Source organism: Amycolatopsis bullii, assembly GCF_014654205.1.
Classification (GTDB): domain Bacteria; phylum Actinomycetota; class Actinomycetes; order Mycobacteriales; family Pseudonocardiaceae; genus Amycolatopsis; species Amycolatopsis plumensis.
In genome coordinates this window covers 1-20,353 of record NZ_BNAW01000063.1, presented here as the reverse complement: position 1 = coordinate 20,353, position 20,353 = coordinate 1, and the positions used below count along the sequence as shown (strand labels likewise).

Annotated in this window: 17 protein-coding genes; 6 read left to right on the top strand and 11 right to left on the bottom strand. The window is 70.3% G+C overall.

Annotated features, from left to right (window positions below; genetic code table 11):
• Positions 1-151 precede the first annotated feature (151 nt).
• Positions 152-1,111: a chitinase gene (locus IE317_RS39725; RefSeq protein ID WP_191316528.1), complete on the top strand. Its 960-nt coding sequence runs from the start codon at positions 152-154 to the stop codon at positions 1,109-1,111.
• Positions 1,112-1,184: 73 nt separating this feature from the next.
• On the opposite strand, the gene IE317_RS39720 is transcribed toward IE317_RS39725, so the two are convergent.
• From IE317_RS39720 to IE317_RS39670, 11 genes are all read right to left on the bottom strand, one after another.
• Entirely contained in the window at positions 1,185-1,679 is a 495-nt protein-coding gene (locus tag IE317_RS39720) for a hypothetical protein (RefSeq protein WP_191316527.1), read from the bottom strand.
• 157 nt (positions 1,680-1,836) lie between these two features.
• Positions 1,837-3,597 carry a murein biosynthesis integral membrane protein MurJ gene (gene murJ, locus IE317_RS39715; RefSeq protein WP_191316552.1) on the bottom strand — a complete coding sequence of 587 codons (1,761 nt, stop codon included), beginning with the start codon at positions 3,595-3,597 and terminating at the stop codon, positions 1,837-1,839.
• 94 nt (positions 3,598-3,691) lie between these two features.
• Complete coding sequence (locus IE317_RS39710; RefSeq protein WP_191316526.1) at positions 3,692-3,949, bottom strand: hypothetical protein; 258 nt, start codon at positions 3,947-3,949, stop codon at positions 3,692-3,694.
• A gap of 285 nt (positions 3,950-4,234) precedes the next feature.
• Entirely contained in the window at positions 4,235-4,831 is a 597-nt protein-coding gene (locus IE317_RS39705) for a TetR/AcrR family transcriptional regulator (protein ID WP_191316525.1), read from the bottom strand.
• Positions 4,828-5,661 (bottom strand): SDR family oxidoreductase, encoded by an 834-nt coding sequence (locus tag IE317_RS39700; protein WP_191316524.1) that lies wholly within the window; start codon positions 5,659-5,661, stop codon positions 4,828-4,830. The genes IE317_RS39705 and IE317_RS39700 overlap by 4 nt, the downstream gene beginning before the upstream one ends.
• A 10-nt stretch (positions 5,662-5,671) precedes the next feature.
• Positions 5,672-6,838, bottom strand: a complete 1,167-nt coding sequence (locus IE317_RS39695; RefSeq protein WP_191316523.1) for an acyl-CoA dehydrogenase family protein — start codon at positions 6,836-6,838, stop codon at positions 5,672-5,674.
• On the bottom strand, positions 6,835-8,811 hold the full coding sequence (locus IE317_RS39690) for an acetyl/propionyl/methylcrotonyl-CoA carboxylase subunit alpha (RefSeq protein WP_191316522.1): 1,977 nt from the start codon (positions 8,809-8,811) through the stop codon (positions 6,835-6,837). The genes IE317_RS39695 and IE317_RS39690 overlap by 4 nt, the downstream gene beginning before the upstream one ends.
• Before the next feature lie 7 nt (positions 8,812-8,818).
• Positions 8,819-10,417: an acyl-CoA carboxylase subunit beta gene (locus IE317_RS39685; protein WP_191316521.1), complete on the bottom strand. Its 1,599-nt coding sequence runs from the start codon at positions 10,415-10,417 to the stop codon at positions 8,819-8,821.
• The gene (locus IE317_RS39680; protein WP_191316520.1) at positions 10,414-11,562 is read right to left on the bottom strand and encodes an acyl-CoA dehydrogenase family protein; all 1,149 of its coding nucleotides are present in this window, start codon (positions 11,560-11,562) and stop codon (positions 10,414-10,416) included. The genes IE317_RS39685 and IE317_RS39680 overlap by 4 nt, the downstream gene beginning before the upstream one ends.
• Positions 11,559-13,247, bottom strand: a complete 1,689-nt coding sequence (locus IE317_RS39675; protein ID WP_191316519.1) for an acyclic terpene utilization AtuA family protein — start codon at positions 13,245-13,247, stop codon at positions 11,559-11,561. The genes IE317_RS39680 and IE317_RS39675 overlap by 4 nt, the downstream gene beginning before the upstream one ends.
• Positions 13,244-14,035 carry a TIGR03084 family metal-binding protein gene (locus IE317_RS39670; protein ID WP_191316518.1) on the bottom strand — a complete coding sequence of 264 codons (792 nt, stop codon included), beginning with the start codon at positions 14,033-14,035 and terminating at the stop codon, positions 13,244-13,246. The genes IE317_RS39675 and IE317_RS39670 overlap by 4 nt, the downstream gene beginning before the upstream one ends.
• A 140-nt stretch (positions 14,036-14,175) precedes the next feature.
• On the opposite strand from IE317_RS39670, the gene IE317_RS39665 reads away from it, so the two are divergent.
• From IE317_RS39665 to IE317_RS39645, 5 genes are all read left to right on the top strand, one after another.
• A complete protein-coding gene (locus tag IE317_RS39665; RefSeq protein WP_191316517.1) occupies positions 14,176-15,015 on the top strand; it encodes an enoyl-CoA hydratase-related protein in 840 nt (279 codons plus the stop codon).
• A complete protein-coding gene (locus IE317_RS39660) occupies positions 15,012-15,596 on the top strand; it encodes an acetoacetate decarboxylase family protein (RefSeq protein WP_191316516.1) in 585 nt (194 codons plus the stop codon). Before IE317_RS39665 ends, IE317_RS39660 begins: the two co-directional genes overlap by 4 nt.
• Before the next feature lie 225 nt (positions 15,597-15,821).
• On the top strand, positions 15,822-18,728 hold the full coding sequence (locus IE317_RS39655) for a ribonucleoside-diphosphate reductase subunit alpha (protein WP_191316515.1): 2,907 nt from the start codon (positions 15,822-15,824) through the stop codon (positions 18,726-18,728).
• A complete protein-coding gene (locus IE317_RS39650) occupies positions 18,625-19,818 on the top strand; it encodes a ribonucleotide-diphosphate reductase subunit beta (RefSeq protein WP_268246963.1) in 1,194 nt (397 codons plus the stop codon). Before IE317_RS39655 ends, IE317_RS39650 begins: the two co-directional genes overlap by 104 nt.
• A gap of 162 nt (positions 19,819-19,980) precedes the next feature.
• A partial coding sequence (locus IE317_RS39645) for a hypothetical protein (RefSeq protein WP_229903163.1) occupies positions 19,981-20,353 on the top strand: 373 nt, incomplete at its 3' end.

Below are 20,353 nucleotides of genomic sequence, written 5' to 3'. Positions count from 1 at the left end.
CCGGTGGCGCCGTGGGTCATTTTCCGACCGACGGAGGGTTGACACGCAACATTGGTCTAGTCCACTGTGTGGTGGCACACAGCACTCCTCCCGGGTTGATCCCGCCGCCTCAAACCGGAGGTGCTCCACCTGCGCGTTCCGGAGGACCCCCATGAAATCAGTGCGCCGTCTGCTCACCCTCGCCGCCGCGGCTTCGGCCGCGCTGGCCACGGCGGTCGGGCTCGCCCCGCAGGCCATGGCCGCGGTCGACCCCGTGCTCGCCTCCCCGTACCTGTACCAGTGGGGCGGGCAGACGAGCCCGACCGCCGCGATGTCCGCGACGGGCGTGAAAGCGTTTACGCTCGCCTTCGTCCTCTCCGACGGGAGCTGCAACCCCAAGTGGGACGGCAGCCGGTCGCTGACCGGCTCGGACAAGACGATGATCCAGAACATCCGCAACGCGGGCGGGGACGTGATCCCCTCCTTCGGCGGCTGGTCCGGCACCAAGCTGGGCTCGAAGTGCACGTCGGCCTCCGCGCTGGCGGGTGCCTACCAGAAGGTGATCGACGCCTACGCGCTCAAGGCGATCGACCTCGACATCGAGAACACCGACGAGTTCCAGAACGCGACGGTCCAGGACCGCATTCTCAACGCGGTCAAGCTGACCAAGCAGAAGAACCCGGACCTGCGCGTGGTGATCACGATCGGCACCACCACGACCGGCCCCGACACCTGGGGCAAGCGCCTGATCAACCAGGCCAAGGCGATCGGCGCGGGCGTCGACGTCTGGTCGGTCATGCCGTTCGACTTCTCCAGCGGCGGTGACATGGCGGCGCTGACGAAGTCGGCGGTCGACGGGCTGAAGAACCAGCTCAAGACCACGTTCGGCTGGAACGACGACACCGCCTACCGGCACAGCGGCCTCTCCTCGATGAACGGCAAGACCGACAACGCGGGCGAGACGGTGACGGTGGCGAACTTCAGCTCCATCCGCGGTTACGCGGCCAGCCACCACCTGGCCCGCTTCACGTTCTGGGCCACCAACCGCGACTGCAGCGGTGGCGGCGAGTGCAGCGGCATCAGCCAGGACAAGTACGCGTTCACGAAGATCGTCGCCGGCTACACCGGCTGACCCATCGAACCCGTAGTGGGGCTGTCGGGGGCCCTCTCACCGGCATCGGGGCCGGTGAGGGGGCCTTCGCGGGTCAGCGCCGCGGGCCGCCGGAATAGGGCCCGCAGTAGTACGGGTAGCACTGGTACGGGTTCCAGCCCGGGTTCCGGGTGGGCGGCGGGCTCGTCTTCGTCGTCGCCGGGGACGGCGGCGGCAGTTCGACCGTGACCGTCGGGGCCGGGGTCGGCGTCCGGCGCGCGTGCATCACCACCGGGGACGGCGTGGTCGTCTCGGCCGGGACGGCGAGCGCGGTCGACGCCGGGACGGCACTGGCCGGCTGCAGCTGCGGGAACTGCGTGGAGCCCGGCACGGAGTCCGGCCGCGTCGCCAGCACGACCACGAGCCCGCCCAGCACGACGACCACCGCCGACGCCAGCGCCATCCGCGCCACCCCGCGCGGCCCGGCTTCGGGCCCGGCGTCCCGGCGCGCCGCCAGCTCGGCCGCCCGCGAGCCCGGTTTGCGTGGCCGCACGCCGGTCTGCCTGAGCAGCTCGTCGACCGTGACCCGGTCCCGTCGTCTGCGCGTCATGCACGGCCTCCACCCGATGCCCCCGCCGCTCGCGCTCGCCCGCGGCGGCCTGATCCGGGGTGGATAGTAGAAACCCTTGCGGCAATTGTAAACGCGCTGATCGCCGCGGTCTCGTTATCGTTTCGAGACAACCGGACCGCGCTCCCGGCCGTAGCCGTCAACGAGCCGCGAACCGCCGCCGCAGCCCGGCCACCCGGCGGGTCACCGGGGTGAACTCGGGCAGCTTCAGCAACGCCAGCAACCCGAACGGCACGGCCATCCCGAGCAGGCCCTGCACCGGCAGCTTCACCCACGCCCCCGGGATCACCCCGAGCGACGCGGGCACGGCCCGCCCGGCGAGCACCGCGGCCACCACGCCGAGCCCGCTCACCGAGAGGGTGATCAGCCCGACCCGCAGCGACCGCTTGCTGCGCAGGTGGCCGAGCCGCACCCACAGCCAGACCTGGCCGAGCACGGCCCCGACCACGAACCCGGCGCCGTTGACGAGCATGACGCCGTAGACGACGTGCTCGCCGTCGAGCAACCCGCGGCACAGCAGCAGCAGCGGGATCTTCACCGCGGTCATCACGAGCATGATCAGCGTGGGCGTGCGGGCGTCCTTCATCGCGTAGAAGACCCGCAGCTGCAGCATGACCAGGGCGAAGGGCAGCAGCCCGACGGCGGAGACGGCCAGGGTCTGGCCGAGCCGCTCGGCGTCGTCGAGGCTGCCGCGGCCCCAGGTGAAGATGGCGATGCCGATCGGCGTGCCGACCACGGCCAGCACCGCCGAGATGGGCACGAAGAGCACGGTCGACATGCGGGAGGCGAGCGAGAGGTCGCCGACGAGCGAGACCGTGTCGCCGTCCGCGGCGGCGCGGCTCATCCGCGGCATCAGCGCGGTCAGCAGCGAAACGCCGAGGATGCCGTAGGGCAGCTGGAACAGCAGTGAGGCGTAGCTGTACGCCGTGACGCCGCCGCTGTTGCCGCCGGTCAGCACCCGGGTGGTGATGACGAACCCGACGTGGCTGACCACGACGTAGCCGAGGATCCAGGCGGCGAGCCCGCCGAACTCCTTGATCCGCGGATCGAAGCCCCAGCGCCAGCGGAAGCGGAACCCGGTGCGCAGCAACGCCGGGATGAGCACGACCGCCTGCGCGACGATGCCGAGCGTGGTGCCGAGGCCGAGCACGAGCAGCTTCGGATCGCTCATGTGGACCGGGTCGAGGGTCAGCTCCCCCGGCACGACGGCGAACACGACGAGCGTGCCGGTGACGACGACGTTGTTGAGCACCGGCGCCCAGGCCGGCGGGCCGAAGACGTTCTGCGCGTTGAGGATGGCCGACAGCAGCGCGAACAAGCCGTAGAACAGGATCTGCGGCAGCAGCAGGTACGCCAGCGCGGTGGTCAGCCCCGGGTTGGCGGTCGCGGACGATTTGTCGACGTAGAGCGCGGTGAACAGCGGGGCGATCGCCACCGCGACGGCCGTGCCGACGGCGAGCAGCACCAGCGCCATCGTGATGAGCCGCTGGGTGTAGGCGCGGCCGCCGTCCGGGTCGTCGTGGGAGCGGACCAGCAGCGGCACCACGACGCTGGCCAGGACACCGCCGAAGAGCAGTTCGAAGACGATGTTGGGCAACGTGTTCGCGACGGTGAAGGAGTCGTTGACGACCCCGGCACCGACCACGGCGGCGAGCAGCAGCTTCGCGACGAACCCGGTGACCCGGCTGACGGCCGAGGCGACCGCCATCCGGCCGCTGGAGCGGGCCAGCGACGAGCCGGCACCCGCCCCGCGGCCGGCGCTGACCGGCGACGCGGGCGGCCGCGCGACGATCTGGCCGGCGAACTCGTCGTAGGCGCGCCGGGAGACGTCGGGGTCACGGGTCGGCCAGTGCGGGCCCCGCAGCCCGCTCGGGAGGAAGACCGTAGCCTCGTCGTCCACCGGTGGTGGGTGCTCCGCCATGGGGACAAGCCTGCCAGGTCAGGGACACGAACGGGAGACCGAACACTTGTTCGGGAGCGACGCTGCGTGACGCTCAGGCGGCGACGGTGATCTCCAGCGCGGCCCGCCCGGCCTCGGTCAGCGCGGCGGCCACGCGCCCGGTACCGCCTTCGACGGCCGGCCGCAGGTAGCCACCGTGGGCGAGGGCGTGCGCGGTGATCTGATCGCAGCAGGCGAATCCGTCGATGAAGAGGTCCGGCTCGCAGCTGCACGACATCTGTGCACGACCCGCGGCGACCGCCTTCAGCATCGCCATCGCGCGGTGGGTGAGCTCGACTCCTGAACCGGACACCGGACTGCCTTTCTCTCTCGTCACTACAAGGGGTTATTCGCCCATTGAGCCGATTGTGTTACTTACGGCACTAGGACGTTCGAGGTGCGGGTGAGGTTCCACGGGCGGAAAGTCTGTCCTGCGGCAGACGCGCCCGGCCTCGCCGGCTGCTCGAATCGGAGGCAGGAAAGCACTGCTCACGCAGGTGACGGCGGCCGCCGCGCTGCTCGTGACGGCGGCGGGAACCGCCACGGCCGCCGAGGGCCCGGAGTGCGGGATGACCTTGCCGCTCCTTCGGCTGGTTGCTCAGGACAGCCGCAGCTCCAAAGTTCGGGCCCACTCTCGCACTATCTGGCGACGCCTGCGTGTGTCGTCCGTCAGGAGGTTGGCCAGGCCCAGTCCTCGGGCCAAGTCCAAAGTGGCCTGGACCAGCTCTCGCACGCCCGGCCGGGACTCGTCCACCCCCAGGAGCTCCACCGTCACCCGGTGTGCCTCGCGGCCGACCCTTGCCTCCAACGGCACCAGCACGTCCCGCAGGGCGTCGTCGGTTGCCGCCACCGACCACAGCTGCAGGGCCGCTCGGAACAATGGGCCCGTGTAGAGGTTCAGGACCATCTCCACGACGCGCTCGATGCGGGATGCGCCGCTCGGCAGGTCGGCCGCCTGGGCTCGGAGCTCGTCGATCTGGGCTTCCCCGAGCAGGTCGACCGCCGCCACCACGAGGTCCTCGCGCGCCGGGAAGTGGTGCTGGGCCGCGCCGCGGGAGACGCCCGCGCGTTCGGCGATCCCGGCCACCGTCACGCCGTGCCAGCCTCGCTCGCCGAAGCTGTCGAGGGCGGCCTCGATCAGGCGCCGCCGCGTGGTGCGGCTGCGTTCCTGCTGGGGTTCGCGGATGCCCGTCAAGCCGGTTCCACCCAGAAGTCGAGCTGGAGGTCCTCTTCGGAATCGCCGACGCGGTACTTCGCGAAGTCCGTCACGCCGGCAGCACGCAGGACTTCGTCGTCGAGGAAGAAGTTGCCGGTTGCCGCGCGGCTCGGCTTCGTCAGGATCGCGTACGCCGCGTCGGCCATGATCTCCGGTGTCCGGCTGCGCGACGCCAGTTCCGCGCCGACGACGTTGCGGATCGCCGCGGTGTCGATCGTCGTGCGCGGCCACAGGGAGTTGACCGCGATGCCGTCCTGCTTCAGTTCGGCCGCGAGTCCGACGGTCACCAGGCTCATCGAGTACTTCGCGATGCTGTAGGCGAGGTGACCGGCGGTGAACCACTTCTCGTCGAGGCTGATCGGCGGGGACAGCGTCAGGATGTGCGGGTTCGCGGACCGGCGCAGGTGCGGAATGGCCAGTTTGGACAGCAGGAACGTCCCGCGCGCGTTGATGTCCTGCATCAGGTCGTAGCGTTTCATGCTGACCTGCTCGGTCGGCGTCAGGTCGATCGCGCTGGCGTTGTTCACCACGATGTCGATGCCGCCGAACTGCTCGACGGTCTTCGCCACCGCGGCGGCGACACCGTCGTCGTCGCGGACGTCGCCGAGGATCGGCAGCGCGTGCCCGCCCGCCTTCTCGATCGCTTCGGCCGCCGTGTGGATGGTGCCCGGCAAGTTCGGGTGCGGCTCGGCCGTCTTCGCCAGCAGGGCGACGTTCGCGCCGTCCTTCGCGGCCCGCAGCGCGATCGCCTCGCCGATGCCCCGGCTGCCGCCGGACATCAGGATCGTCCTGCCTTCCAAAGTGGACATGGCGACGCTCCTAGTAGGACTTCGGGAGACCGAGACTGTGCTGGCCGACGAAGTTGAGCACCATTTCGCGGCTGACCGGCGCGATCCGGCCCAGCCGCACCGCCGTCACCAGGGTGCCGAGGCCGTACTCGGTGGCCAGGCCGTTGCCGCCGTGGGTCTGCACGGCCTGGTCGGTCGCGCGGATCGCGACCTCGGCGGCGGCGTACTTCGCCATGTTGGCCGACTCCCCCGCGCCGAAGTCGTCGCCGGAGTCGTAGAGCGACGCCGCCTTCTGCGTCATCAGCTTCGCGAGTTCCAGCTCGATCTTGATCTCGGCCAGGGGGTGCGCGAGACCCTGGTGGGTGCCGATCGGGGCGCCCCAGACCTGCCGCTGGTTCGCGTACCCGACGGCCTTGGCCAGCGCGTACCGCGCGATGCCGAGGGAGAACGACGCGCCCATGATGCGTTCGGGGTTGAGGCCCGCGAACAGCTGCGCGATCGCCGCGTCCTCCTCGCCGACCAGCGCCTCGGCCGGCAGCTTGACGTCGTCGAGGAACAGCGAGAACTGGTTCTCCGGCGCGACGATGTCCATCGGGATCTTCGTGTACTCGAAGCCCTCGGTGCCGGTCGGCAGGATGAGCAGCGCGGGCTTGAGCCGGCCGGTCTTCGCGTCCTCGGTGCGGCCGACGACGAGCACGGCGTCGGCCTCGTCGACGCCGGAGATGTAGACCTTGCGTCCACTGAGGACCCAGCCGTCGCCGTCGCGCTTGGCGGTGGTGGTGATCTTGTGGGAGTTCGACCCGGCGTCCGGCTCGGTGATCGCGAAGACCATCCGCTTGGTGCCGTCGGCGATGCCGGGCAGCCACTGCTTCTTCTGCTCTTCGGTACCGAACCGGGAGATCACGGTCCCGCAGATGGCCGGTGAGACGACCATGAGCAGCAACGGCGACCCCGCGGCGGCCAGCTCTTCGAGGACGGCCGCGAGATCGGCGATGCCCGCACCGCCGCCGCCGTACTCCTCGGGGATGTTGACGCCGAGGTAGCCCAGGCGCCCAGCCTCGTCCCACAGCTCGTGCGTCTTCTCGTCCGCGCGGGCCTTGCGGGCGTAGTACTCGTGCCCGTACTTGGCGCCCAGCTCGGCGACGGCCTTGCGAAGCGCGATCCGCTCCTCCGGCTCGATGAAGTTCATCGCGTTCATTCTGCTTCTCCCACCACGGTGTCCGACTGCGCGTCTCCGACGACGGCGAGGATCGTGCCCACTTCGACCTGCTGTCCGACCGTCACCGGCAGCTCGCTCACCACGCCATCGGCGGGGGCGGCGATCCGGTGCTCCATCTTCATCGCCTCCAGCCACAGCAGCGGGTCGCCCGCCTTGACCGGGTCCCCGGCCTGGACCGCCAGCCGGACGACGGTGCCCGGCATCGGCGCGACCAGCGATCCCGCCGCGAGCGCGGCGTCCGGGTCGGCGAACCGAGGTTCGGCCTTGAGCGCCACCGAGCCCAACGCCGAGTCCACATAGGACACGTCGGCGTGGCGGGCGATGTCGAACGCGCGTCGCACCCCGGCGACGTCCAGGACGACCCGGCCCGGCTCGGCCGACACCAGCTCGGCTTCGAAACCGTCGGCCACGAGACCATCCCGGGTCAGCGAATAGACCACTGTGTACTCGCGGTCGCCGACGGAGAAGACCTTGCGCTGCCCGGTCGAGCGGACGTTGCGCCAGCCGCTGGGCAGCCTGCTCTGCGTGGTCGCGGACGCCCGGTTGGCCGCCGCGTCCGCCAAAGCCGCGGCGAGAGCGGACAGCCGTTCGGTGTCCTCGGTGGCCAGCGGCGCGGCGAGGGTGTCGAGGCCGTGGCGGTCGAAGAACGCCGTGTCGGTCTCCCCCGCGAGGAAGGCTTCGTGGCGCAGGATGTTCACCAGCAGGTCGCGGTTGGTGACGACGCCGTGGATCTTCGTCGCGGCCAGGGCTTTCGCCAGCCGCCGGGCGGCTTCGGCGCGGGTCGGCGCCCAGGTGATCACCTTGGCGAGCATCGGGTCGTAGTGGACACCGACCACGGACCCGGTCTCGAAGCCGGAATCCAGCCGGAGGCCGGGTCCGTGTTCGAATCGCCGGTCCACATCGGGCACGTCCAGGGTGTGGAGCGTGCCGCTCTGCGGCTGCCAGTTCGCCGCCGGGTCTTCGGCGTAGAGCCGGACCTCGATGGAGTGGCCCACGGTCGGCGGCGGGTCGGCCGGGAGCCGTTCGCCTTCCGCGATCCGCAGCTGAAGCGCGACCAGGTCCAGGCCGGTGACGTTCTCGGTGACCGGGTGCTCGACCTGCAGCCGGGTGTTCATCTCGAGGAAGTAGAACCGCCCGTCGGGTCCGGCGAGGAACTCGACCGTGCCCGCGCCGACGTAGTCGATCGCCTTGGCGGCCTTGCGCGCGGCCTCGAACAATTCCTCACGCATGGCGGCGTCCACGAACGGCGACGGCGCCTCCTCGACGACCTTCTGGTGCCGGCGCTGGATCGAGCACTCCCGCTCCCCCACCGCCCACACCGTGCCGTGCCGGTCGGCGAGCACCTGGACCTCGATGTGCCGCCCGGTCTCCAGGTACCGCTCGCAGAAGACGGTCGGGTCGCCGAAGGCGGACCCGGCCTCGGCACTGGCGCCTTCGACCGCCTCGGCCAGCTCGTCGAGCGAACGGACCACGCGCATCCCGCGGCCCCCGCCGCCGGCGGACGCCTTGACCAGCAACGGCAGGTCGCCCGCGGTCACCGAAGCCGGGTCCAGTTCGGACAGCACCGGCACCCCGGCCGCGGCCATCAGCCGTTTGGACTCCACTTTGGAGCCCATGGTCTCGATGGCCTCCGGCGGCGGTCCCACCCAGGTGAGCCCGGCGTCGAGGACGGCCCGCGCGAAGGCGGCGTTCTCCGACAGGAAGCCGTACCCGGGGTGCACGGCGTCGGCGCCGGCCTCGGCCGCGGCCTTCACCAGCAGATCCGCGCGCAGGTACGTCTCCGAGGGCGCATTGCCGGGCAACCGGACGGCCGCGTCGGCCTCCCGGGTGTGCGGCGCGGCGGCATCGGCGTCGGAGAACACCGCGACCGTGCCGATCCCGGCGTCGCGGCAGCTGCGGAAGACGCGGCGGGCGATCTCGCCGCGGTTGGCGACCAGCAGGTTCTGGATCATCGCTCGCTCACATCCGGAAGACGCCGAAGCCCTCGGCGCCCTTCACTGGTCCATTGTGGATCGCGGACAGGCTCAGGCCCAGCACGGTGCGGGTGTCGCGCGGGTCGATGATGCCGTCGTCGTAGAGCATGCCGGAGAGGAACATCGGCATCGACTCCGCCTCGATCTGACCCTCGACCATCGCGCGCATGGCCTTGTCGTGCTCCTCGTTGTACTCCTGGCCGCGGCTTTCGGCCGCCGCGCGCGCCACGATGGACAGCACGCCGGCCAGCTGCGCCGGGCCCATCACCGCGGACTTCGCGCTCGGCCACGCGAACAGGAACCGGGGGTCGTAGGCGCGGCCGCACATCCCGTAGTGGCCGGCGCCGTAGGACGCTCCCATGAGGACGGACAGGTGCGGCACCTTCGAGTTCGACACGGCGTTGATCATCATCGCGCCGTGCTTGATGATGCCGCTCTGCTCGTACTCCTTACCGACCATGTAGCCGGTCGTGTTGTGCAGGAAGACCAGCGGGGTGTGGATCTGGTTGGCCAGCTGGATGAACTGCGCCGCCTTCTGCGACTCCTCGCCGAACAGCACGCCCTGGGCGTTGGCGAGGACGCCGACCGGGTAGCCGTGGATGCTCGCCCAGCCCGTGACGAGCGAAGACCCGTACAGGGGCTTGAACTCGTCGAAATCGGAGCCGTCGACGACCCGGGCGATGACCTCACGCGGGTCGAAGGGCACCTTGAGGTCGGTCGGCACGATGCCGAGCAGGTCCTCGGCGTCGTACAGCGGCTCGTCGTAGTCCGGCTTCGGCGAAGGCCCCTGCTTGGTCCAGTTGAGCCGCTTGACGATGTTCCGCCCGAGCCGGATCGCGTCCTGCTCGTCGGCGGCCAGGTAGTCGGCCAGGCCCGAGGTCCGCGCGTGCATCTCGGCGCCGCCGAGCGATTCGTCGTCGGACTCCTCGCCGGTGGCCATCTTGACCAGCGGCGGCCCGCCGAGGAACACCTTCGCGCGTTCCTTGACCATGACGACGTAGTCGGACATGCCCGGCAGGTACGCGCCACCCGCGGTGGAGTTGCCGAAGACGAGGGCGATCGTCGGGCAGCCCGCGGCCGAGGCCCGCGTGAGATCGCGGAAGATCCGGCCGCCCGGGATGAAGATCTCCTTCTGTGTCGGCAGGTCCGCGCCGCCGGACTCGACGAGGTTGATCGACGGCAACCGGTTCTGCGCGGCGATGTCCGCGGCCCGGAAGCTCTTCTTGGTCGTCCACGGGTTGCTCGCGCCGCCCTTGACCGTCGGGTCGCTGGCCGAGATCAGGCACTCGACGCCTTCGACGACACCGATCCCGGTGACGAGGCTCGCGCCGACGCGGTAGTCGGTGCCCCACGCCGCCAGGGGCGAGAGCTCCAGGAACGGCGAATCCTCGTCGAGCAGCAGCTCGATCCGTTCCCGGGCCAGGAGCTTGCCGCGCTTGCGGTGCCGCTCGACGTACTTCTCGCCGCCGCCGGCGACGGCCTTGGCGTGTTCGGCGTCGATCTCGGCGAGCTTCTCCAGCATCGCCTCGCGGTTCGCCCCGAACTCGGCGGCCCGCGTGTCCACTGTGGACCTCAAAGTAGTCACGAGGTGTATCCCAATCGCTTCGCGGCCAGGCCGGTGAGGATCTCCGTGGTGCCGCCGCCGATGCCGAGGATCCGGACGTCGCGGTAGTGGCGCTCCACTTCGGACTCGCGCATGTAGCCGAGCCCGCCGTGCAGCTGGACGGCCTCGTTGACCACCCATTCGGCGGCCTCGACGGCGGTGTTCTTGGCGAAACAGGCTTCGGCGATGACTTCTTCGCCCGAGACGTGCCGGATCGCGGCCTGCCGGGTGTAGGTGCGGGCCACGTCGATCTTCCGGGCCATCTCGGTGAGTTTGTGCTGGACGACCTGCCGCGAGATGAGCGGACGGCCGAAGGTCTCCCGCAGCCGGCACCAGTCCAGGGTCAGGTCGAGGGCGCGCTGGGCGTGGGCGTACGCCTGCACCGCCAGTGACAGCCGTTCGGTGACGAACTGGGTGGCCACCTGGGCGAACCCGCTGTTCTCGGCGCCGACCAGGTGTTCCACCGGCACCCGCACGTCCACGTAGGACAGTTCGGCGGTGTCGGAGCAGAGCCAGCCCATCTTCTCCAGCTTGCGGCTCACCGTGAACCCCGGCGTCCCGCGTTCGACGACGATCAGGGAGAGCCCGTGCGCGCCGTCACCGCCGGTGCGCACCACCGTCGTCACGAAGTCCGCGCGGCAGCCGGAAGTGATGAACGTCTTGGCGCCGTTGATGACGTACTCGTCACCCTCGCGCACGGCCGTGGTCCGGATCCCGGCCACGTCCGAGCCGCCGTCCGGCTCGGTGACCGCCAGTGCACCGATCTTGGCCCCTTCGAGGGTGGGCCGCACCCAGCGCTCGATCTGGACCGGGTCACCCGCTTCGGCGATGTGCGGGACGGCGATGCCGCAGGTGAACAGCGACGCGAACAGCCCGCCGGAGCCGCCCGCGTAGTGCATTTCCTCCGCGACGACCAGCGCGTCGAGGTAATTGCCGTCGCCCCCGCCGATCTCCTCGGGGAAGGCGACACCCAGCAAGCCGAGGTCCCCGGCCTTGCGGTGCAGGTCGCGCGGCAGTTCCCCGGCGCGCTCCCAGTCGTCGAGGTGCGGCAGGACCTCCTGCTCGACGAACCTGCGGACGGTCTTGCGCAGCTCGGCCCGCTCGGGCGTCCGGAAGGGATCGGTCACAGCAGGACCTCCGGGACGTCGATTTCCCGCGACCGCAGCCACTCCCCGAGCGCCTTGGCCTGGGGATCGAACCGAGCCTGCGACGCGACACCCTCGCCGAGGAGGCCTTCGACGACGAAGTTCATCGCCCACAGGTTGGGCAGCAGGTAGCGCGTCACCGGCAGGCCGGTGGTCTCGGGCAGCAGCAGCTTGAACTCGGCCACGGTCAGCCGGTGCACCAGCCACCGCCAGGCTTCTTCGGACCGCACCCAGACGCCGAGGTTGGCGTTGCCGCCCTTGTCGCCGCTGCGCGCGCCGGCGATCGTGCCCAGGGGCACCCGCCGCACCGGCCCGTGGTCGAGGGGTTGGGGCAGCGCCGGTTCATCCACTTCGGACAGGTCGTGAGTGGACACCGAAGGCGCTATGTCGACACGCATCCCGTCCGGCAGCACAGCGACGTGCGGCACCTTCTCCGCAGGCAGATAGGCCGCAGTATAGACACCGTACGGCGAAGCGTCCGAAGGCGGCGCGGTGACGTGAAATCCGGGGTAGCTGGCCAAAGCGAGCTCGACGGCGGCGCCGGTGAACGCGCGCCCGGCCACCTTCGGGTCGGCGTCCTTGACGGCGACGTGCAGCAGCGCGCTGGCCGTCTGCTCGGTGTCGGCGTCGGCGTGGTCGGTGCGGGCGAGGGTCCACCGGACGTCGGCGGGCGGCCGGTCCTTCATGGACGCTTCGAGCTGTTCCCGCACCAGCGCGGCTTTCGCCTCGATGTCGAGTCCGGTGAGGACGAACGTCGTCTCGTTCCGGAACCCGCCGAGGGTGTTCAGCGCGACCTTCAGCGTCGGCGGCGGCGCTTCCCCGCGGACGCCGGAGATGCGGACGCGGTCGGGCCCGTCTTCGGCCAGCGTCAGCGTGTCGAACCGGGTCGTCACATCGGGTCCGGCGTACCGCGCGCCGGTGATCTCGTAGAGCAGCTGGGCGGTGACCGTGCCGGTGTTCACCACCCCGCCGGTCCCCGGGTGCTTGGTGATGACGCTGGACCCGTCGGCCTCGATCTCGGCGATCGGGAAGCCCGGCACGCCCAGGGAGTGCTCGGTGAAGAAGGCGTAGTTGCCGCCGGTGGCCTGGGCGCCGCATTCGATGACGTGCCCGGCGGCGACCGCGCCGGCGAGGGCGTCGAAGTCGTCGCGGGCCCACCCGTAGTGCGCGGCGGCCGGGCCGACGATCACGGAAGCGTCGGTGACGCGCCCGGTGACGACGACATCCGCACCGGCGTTCAGGCACTCGACGATGCCCCAGGCACCGAGATAGGCGTTGGCGGTCAACGGTTTCCCGAGGCCCAGCTCGTCCGCCCGGGCCACGAGGTCGTCCCCCTCGACGTGCGCGATCTTGACGTCGAGGCCGAGTTTTTCCGCCAGTTCCCGGAGCGCGCGGGCCAGCCCGGCGGGGTTGAGCCCACCGGCGTTGGCGACGATCTTGACACCCTTTTCCCGCGCCAGGCCGAGGTTTTCCTCCATCTGGCGCAGGAACGTCTTGGCGTAGCCGCGGTTGGCGTCCTTCATCCGGTCGCGGCCGAGGATGAGCATGGTCAGCTCGGCCAGGTAGTCGCCGGTCAGCACGTCCAGCGGCCCGCCGGTGAGCATCTCGCGCACGGCGGAGAACCGGTCGCCGTAGAACCCGGACGCGTTGCCGATGCGATAGGTCATGCGAACTGCCCTGGCTTCCGGCCTCCCCCGGGCGGCCCGGCGAAGGCCTGCGCGATGCCGAGCCACTCCTCGACGTCGGCGCCGTGCGCGACCAGATCGGTGTCGGCCGGGTGCCGCCGCTGGGTGACGACCAGGCAGAAGTCCAGCGCGGTGCCGGTGAGCTTCTGCTCGGCGTCCTCCGGCCCGAACGCCCAGGTGGAGCGATCCGGCGCGGTCAGCTCGACGCGGAACTCCTCGACCGGCGGGGCGAGCGAGTGGAGCTTGTAGGCGAAGTCGCGGGTGCGGGTGCCGAAGCGGGCGATGTGCCACAGCCGCGCGGTCGGCTCGCGGGTCAGGCCGAGGGCGTCGAAGATGTCCTGGCCGTGCGCCCAGGTTTCCATCATCCGCGCGGTCGCCATCGAGGCGGCGCTCATCGGCGGCCCGTACCAGGGCAGCTTCTGCCCGTCCGGCACCGCGGCGAGCGCTTCGGCGAGCTGCCGGCGGCCCGCGCGCCAGTCGTCGAGGATTTCCGCGGGCGGCCGTTGCGCCCCGGCGGCGGCACCGTCGTCGACGTAGGTCTCCCCGGCTTTCAGGAGTTCTTCGACCTCGGCCTGCCAGTCTTCGGGGTGCGCGGCCGCGATCAGGGCCTTCCGGTCGGTCCACGCCAGGTGCGCGATCTGGTGCGCGATGGTCCACCCCTCGGCGGGTGTCGCGCGCCCCCAGTCGGCGGTGGGCAGCTTCGCCACCACGTCGTCGATCGTCCGTGTCTCCGCGTCGAGATCCCCGAGGATCACGCCGAGGTCCGCCATCGCCCGCCTCCTTGCGTCCGGTGGCCAGCGTGGCACCGGGGCGCAGAAAAATCAAGCACGCCTGATTGTTTCGCCCCGAACGCTGCGGACCCACTATTGACACCTTGCCAGTAGCACCCGGCTGCAATACTTTCCTCACCATGGCCGACTACGCCGAGATCACCTACGCCGTCGAGGGACGGATCGCCACGATCACCCTCAACCGCCCCGAAGCGCGCAACGGCTACACGATCCGGATGGCCGACGAGCTCGGTGCCGCCATGGACCGCGCCGATCGTGACGAGGATGTCCGTGTGGTCGTGCTGACCGGCGCCGGCCAGGACTTCTGCGTCGGTGCCGACCTCTCGCAGGGCGGCTTCGACTTCGATCCCGACGAGGGGCCCGGCGACGCATGGCAAGAGCCAGCCGGGCGGTGCTCGAAGCGGATCTTCACCATGAACAAGCCCGTGATCGCCGCCCTGCAGGGGGCCGCCGTCGGAGGCGGGCTCACCATCACGCTCTCCTGCGACTACCGGCTCGCCTCGGAGGACTCGCGGTTCGGGTTCGTCTTCACCCGCCGGGGCATCTACCCCGAAGGCGCGTCCGCGTGGTTCCTCCCCCGGCTCGTCGGAATGGGCACCGCGCTCGACTGGATGATCAGCGGGCGCGTCTTCGCTGCGACCGAGGCAAAAGAAAAAGGCCTGGTGCACAACGTCTTTCCCACCGGGACCGTGCTGGACGAAGCGAAGAGACTCGCGAAGGAGATCGTCGAGAAGACCGCGCCGGTGTCGGTCGCCGTCACCCGGCAGCTGCTCTACCGGATGGCCAGCGCCGCGTCGCCGTTCCCGGTGCACGAACTCGACTCCAAGCTGATCGGCGGGCTCGGCGCGAACCCGGACGCCGTCGAAGGGGTCCTGTCGTTCCTGCAGAAACGGCCGCCGTCGTTCGGCCTGCGCGTCGAGCAGGACCTGCCCGCCTACCTGCCCTGGCTGGAGAAATGACCGCCTACCCGCCGCAGCCCTGGAACCTGGTCGCCGACGCCCACGTCTCGATCTGGCGGGTGCCCGCGCGCGACGTGCACCCGCGCGCGCTGTCCGTCGCCGGGTACACCTCCGTCTTCACCGCCTGGATCGCCTACCGCGAACCCGGGCAGCTCAGCTACCACGAGCTGCTCGCCGCCGTCCCGGTCCGCGGGAAGCGGACCACGTGCACGATCACGCAGATCTGGGTCGACTCCGAAGTCTCGCTGAACGGCGGCCGCGAGCTGTGGGCGATCCCGAAGGACCTCGCCGCCCTGCAGTTCACCGACCGCACGTTCACCGCGGCCACCGGTGACGACTGGATCGCCACCGCGGCCTTCACGCCGAGGCCGGGCTCGCCGCTCGCCCTGCCGAGCCGGTTCGACGTCCTCCAGGACCGTGACGGCACCCCGGTGCGGACGCCCGTCGGCGCGAAGATCCGGCCCGCCCTCGCCGCGGCCGACTGGACGATCAACCCGGCCGGTCCGCTCGGCTACCTGGCCGGCCGGCGGCCGTTCCTGAGCCTCGCTCTCCCGGGCAGCGAGCTGCGTTTCGGGGCTTGAGCAGCACCTCTGGGTGATCACGCAACCTCGCCAGAGTGAACTCCCGACACGCCATCTGGGGTCGCGCGCGCACCCCCACCCCAACATGTAGTCTCTCAACACCGGCAGCCCCCAGCGACGGGGAGACCGCTGCGGAGGGTCGCCGGGCAGCTTTGGAGAAACCGCAGCGCACGGCCTCATGAGGCCGTGTGGCGATCGAACGCGCCCGAAAACTTGGAGACACGCATGTCAGTCGAAACCGGTCAGCGGCCGTCCGCTGCCGACTCACCCACCGCGATCCGGGTCATCCGGCGGGACGGCAGCGTGTCGCCGTTCGACGCCGGGAAGATCTCGGTCGCGCTGACCAAGGCGTTCCTCGCGGTCGAGGGCGGCGACGCCGCCGCGTCCTCCCGCGTGCACCACGTCGTCGCCGAGCTGACCGAGCAGGTCGAGGCGTCCCTGCTGCGCCACGCCGGCCCCGAGACCGCCCTGCACATCGAGCAGATCCAGGACCTGGTCGAGCTCGCGCTGATGCGCGGTGAGCACCACAAGGTCGCCCGCGCCTACGTCCTCTACCGCGAGGAGCGCGCGAAGGCCCGCGAAGCCGCGAAGCCCGCCACCACCGAAGCCACCCTCAACGTCAAGGGCACCGACGGCGTCCTGCGTCCGCTCGACTGGGCCCGCGTGTCCCACGTCGTGGGCGAGGCCGTCGCCGGCCTGGACGACGTCAGCGCCGAGCCGGTGCTGGCCGAGGCCAAGCGCAACCTCTACGACGGCATCAGCGCCGACGAGCTGGCCCTGGCCCAGGTCCTGGCCGCCCGCGTGCTGGTCGAGCAGGAGCCGAACTACTCCTACGTCTCGGCTCGCCTGCTGCTGGACAAGCTGCGCGGCGAGGCGCTGAGCTACCTCGCGCAGAAGCCGCGGCAGGCCAGCCAGGACGAGATGGCGACCGAGTACCCCGCGTACTTCCGCGCCTACCTGCGCCGCGCGATCGAACTGGAGCTGGTCGACGCCGAGCTGCAGCGCTTCGACCTGGACAAGATCACCGCCGCGATCCGGCCGGAGCGCGACCTCGACTTCGGCTTCCTCGGCCTGCAGACGCTGTACGACCGGTACTTCCAGCACCACGACGGCACCCGCTTCGAGCTCCCGCAGGCGTTCTTCATGCGCGTCGCCATGGGTCTCGCCATCCGGGAAGACGACCGCGAAGCCCGTGCCATCGAGTTCTACGAGCTGCTGTCGAGCTTCCACTTCATGGCCTCGACGCCGACGCTGTTCAACTCGGGCACCACGCGCCCGCAGCTGTCGTCCTGCTTCCTGACCACGGTGGACGACGACCTGGACTCCATCTTCCAGGCGTACAAGAACAACGCGCTGCTGGCCAAGTACTCGGGCGGCCTCGGCAACGACTGGACCCCGGTCCGCGGCCTCGGCGCGCACATCAAGGGCACCAACGGCCAGTCGCAGGGTGTCGTGCCGTTCCTCAAGATCGCCAACGACACCGCCGTCGCGGTCAACCAGGGCGGCAAGCGCAAGGGCGCGGCGTGCGCGTACCTCGAGACGTGGCACGTCGACATCGAGGAGTTCCTCGACCTGCGCAAGAACACCGGTGACGACCGCCGCCGCACCCACGACATGAACACCGCGAACTGGGTGCCGGACGAGTTCCTCCGCCGCGTCGAGGCCGACGCGCAGTGGACGCTGTTCTCGCCGAACGAGACGCCGGACCTGCACGACCTCTACGGCAACGAGTTCTCGCAGCGCTACCGCGAGTACGAGGCCGCCGCCGACCGCGGCGAGATCAAGGTGTTCCGGCGCGTCCGCGCGGTCGACCTGTGGCGCCGCATGCTGACCATGCTGTTCGAGACCGGTCACCCGTGGATCACCTTCAAGGACCCATGCAACCTGCGCTCGCCGCAGCAGCACGTCGGCGTCGTGCACTCGTCCAACCTGTGCACCGAGATCACGCTGAACACGAACAGCGAAGAGGTCGCGGTCTGCAACCTCGGCTCGGTGAACCTGCTCAAGCACGTCACCCCCGAGGGCCTGGACACGAAGCGCCTCGAGAAGACCGTTCGCACCGCCGTCCGCATGTTGGACAACGTGATCGACATCAACTTCTACACGATCCCGGAGGCGCGCCGCTCCAACCTGCGCCACCGCCCGGTCGGGCTGGGGCTGATGGGCTTCCAGGACGCGCTGTTCGAGCTGGGCCTGCCGCTGTCGTCGGACGCCGCCGTGCAGTTCGCCGACACGAGCATGGAGCACATCTCTTACTACGCGATCTCGGCCTCGACCGACCTCGCCGAGGAGCGCGGCCAGTACCAGTCGTTCGAGGGTTCGCTGTGGAGCAAGGGCATCCTGCCGATCGACTCGATGCAGCTGCTCATCGACGCGCGCCAGGGTGACAACCTCGACGTCGACACCTCCACCACGCTGGACTGGGCGCCGCTGCGCGAGCGCGTCAAGACCGTCGGCATGCGCAACTCCAACGTGATGGCGATCGCGCCGACCGCGACGATCTCCAACATCTGCGGCGTCGGCCAGTCGATCGAGCCGCTGTTCCAGAACCTGTACGTCAAGTCGAACATGTCCGGCGACTTCACCGTGGTGAACCCGCACCTGGTCCGGTCGCTGAAGGCGCGCGGGCTGTGGGACGAGGTCATGGTCAGCGACCTGAAGTACTTCGACGGCAGCCTCGGCCAGATCGACCGCGTCCCGGACGACCTCAAGGCGCTGTACGCGACGGCGTTCGAGATCGAGTCGAAGTGGCTGGTGGACGCGGGTTCGCGGCGCCAGAAGTGGATCGACCAGGCGCAGTCGCTGAACCTGTACATCGCGGCGCCGAGCGGCCGCAAGCTCGACCAGCTCTACCGCTACGCGTGGCACAAGGGCCTCAAGACCACGTACTACCTGCGGGCGCAGTCCGCGACGCACGTGGAGAAGTCCACCCTGCGCGGCACCGATGGCAAGCTGAACGCCGTCTCGGCCACCCCGGCTCCCGCGGCCGCCCCGGCTCCCGCGCCCGCCCCGGCCCCGGCTCCGACTCCTGCTCCGGCGCCGTCGCCCAAGCCCGAGCCGGACGTCGACTTCGTGGCCACCGAAGGCGCCGCCTGCCGCATCGACGACCCCGACTGCGAAGCCTGCCAGTAAAGGAACCCCTGCACAGATGACCAACGTGGAGACGACGGACGCGACCGGCCTCGGGGAGATCGAGGTCGGCGCCGCCCGGATCAACGTCGACGACAAGCGCATGATCAACGCGCGCGCCGACGTCAACCAGCTGCTGCCCATGAAGTACAAGTGGGCGTGGGAGAAGTACCTGGCCGGCTGCAACAACCACTGGATGCCGACCGAGGTCGCCATGCAGGCCGACATCGCGCTGTGGAAGTCGCCGGACGGCCTCACCGAGGACGAGCGGCAGATGCTCAAGCGCAACCTGGGCTTCTTCGCGACGGCGGAGTCCTTGGTGGCCAACAACATCGTGCTCGCGGTGTACCGGCAGATCACCAACCCCGAGTGCCGCCAGTACCTGCTGCGCCAGGCGTTCGAGGAGGCCGTGCACACGCACACCTTCCAGTACATCTGCGAAAGCCTCGGCCTGGTCGAGGGCGAGCTGTTCAACATGTACCGCGAAGTTCCGTCCATTTCGGACAAGGACGCGTGGGCGCTGAAGTACACGCAGAACCTGGAGAACCCGGACTTCGAGACCGGGACGCCGGAGGCCGACCAGGCGTTCCTGCGTGACCTCGTCGCGTTCTACGTGATCTTCGAGGGCATGTGGTTCTACACCGGCTTCGCGCAGATCCTGTCGCTGGGCCGCCGGAACAAGATGGTCGGCATCGCCGAGCAGTACCAGTACATCCTGCGCGACGAGTCGATCCACCTGAACTTCGGCATCGACTGCATCAACCAGATCAAGATCGAGAACCCGCACCTGTGGACGGAAGAGTTCCAGGCCGAGGTGCGCGGGATGCTGCAGGAGGCCTGCGAGCTGGAGGTCGCGTACGCACGCGACACGATGCCGCGCGGCATGCTCGGCCTGTCGGCGCAGCTGTGCGAGCAGTACATGCACTTCATCACCGACCGCCGCGCGCAGCAGATCGGCCTCCAGCCGATCTTCGGCGAGACCGAGAACCCGTTCCCGTGGATGTCCGAGGCGATGGACCTGAAGAAGGAGAAGAACTTCTTCGAGACCCGCGTGATCGAGTACCAGTCGGGCGGCGCCCTCGACTGGGACTGATCTCCCGCCGCAGCCGGCCCCGCTCCTGGTCCCCCAGGGGCGGGGCCGTTTTCGATTACCCCATCCGGGCCCCTCGCTGCCTGCATCCGGAGTGGCACGGCTGCCCGCGCGGCTGCCCGTACGGCCCCTTCTTCACGGCCGGGCGCGGGGCACGATGGAGCGGTGCGCCGGGACAAGGCTGAAGCGGAGACCGGCGAGCCCGCCGAGCACGCCCGGGCCCGGACCGCCGACCCGGCCGGTCCGGTCACCGCCGCCGGTTCCGACCGGTCCGGCCGTCCGCGCGTGCTCACCAGCAGTCCGCGCGCCATCCTCGCCCTGCAGAGCGCGGCCGGGCAGAGCGCGGTGGCCCGGCTGCTGCAGCCTGCGTCCGGCGAAACCGTCAGTGTGCAACGGCAGGAAGAAACGGCGCCGGCCCCCGGGCAGACCGCGGTGGCCACCCCGGCGCCGGCCGCCCCCGCCGCTCCGGCCGCGCCACCACCGGCGCCCGTCGATCCTCCTGCACCGCAGACCGCCACCGCGACGGCCGAAGCGCCGG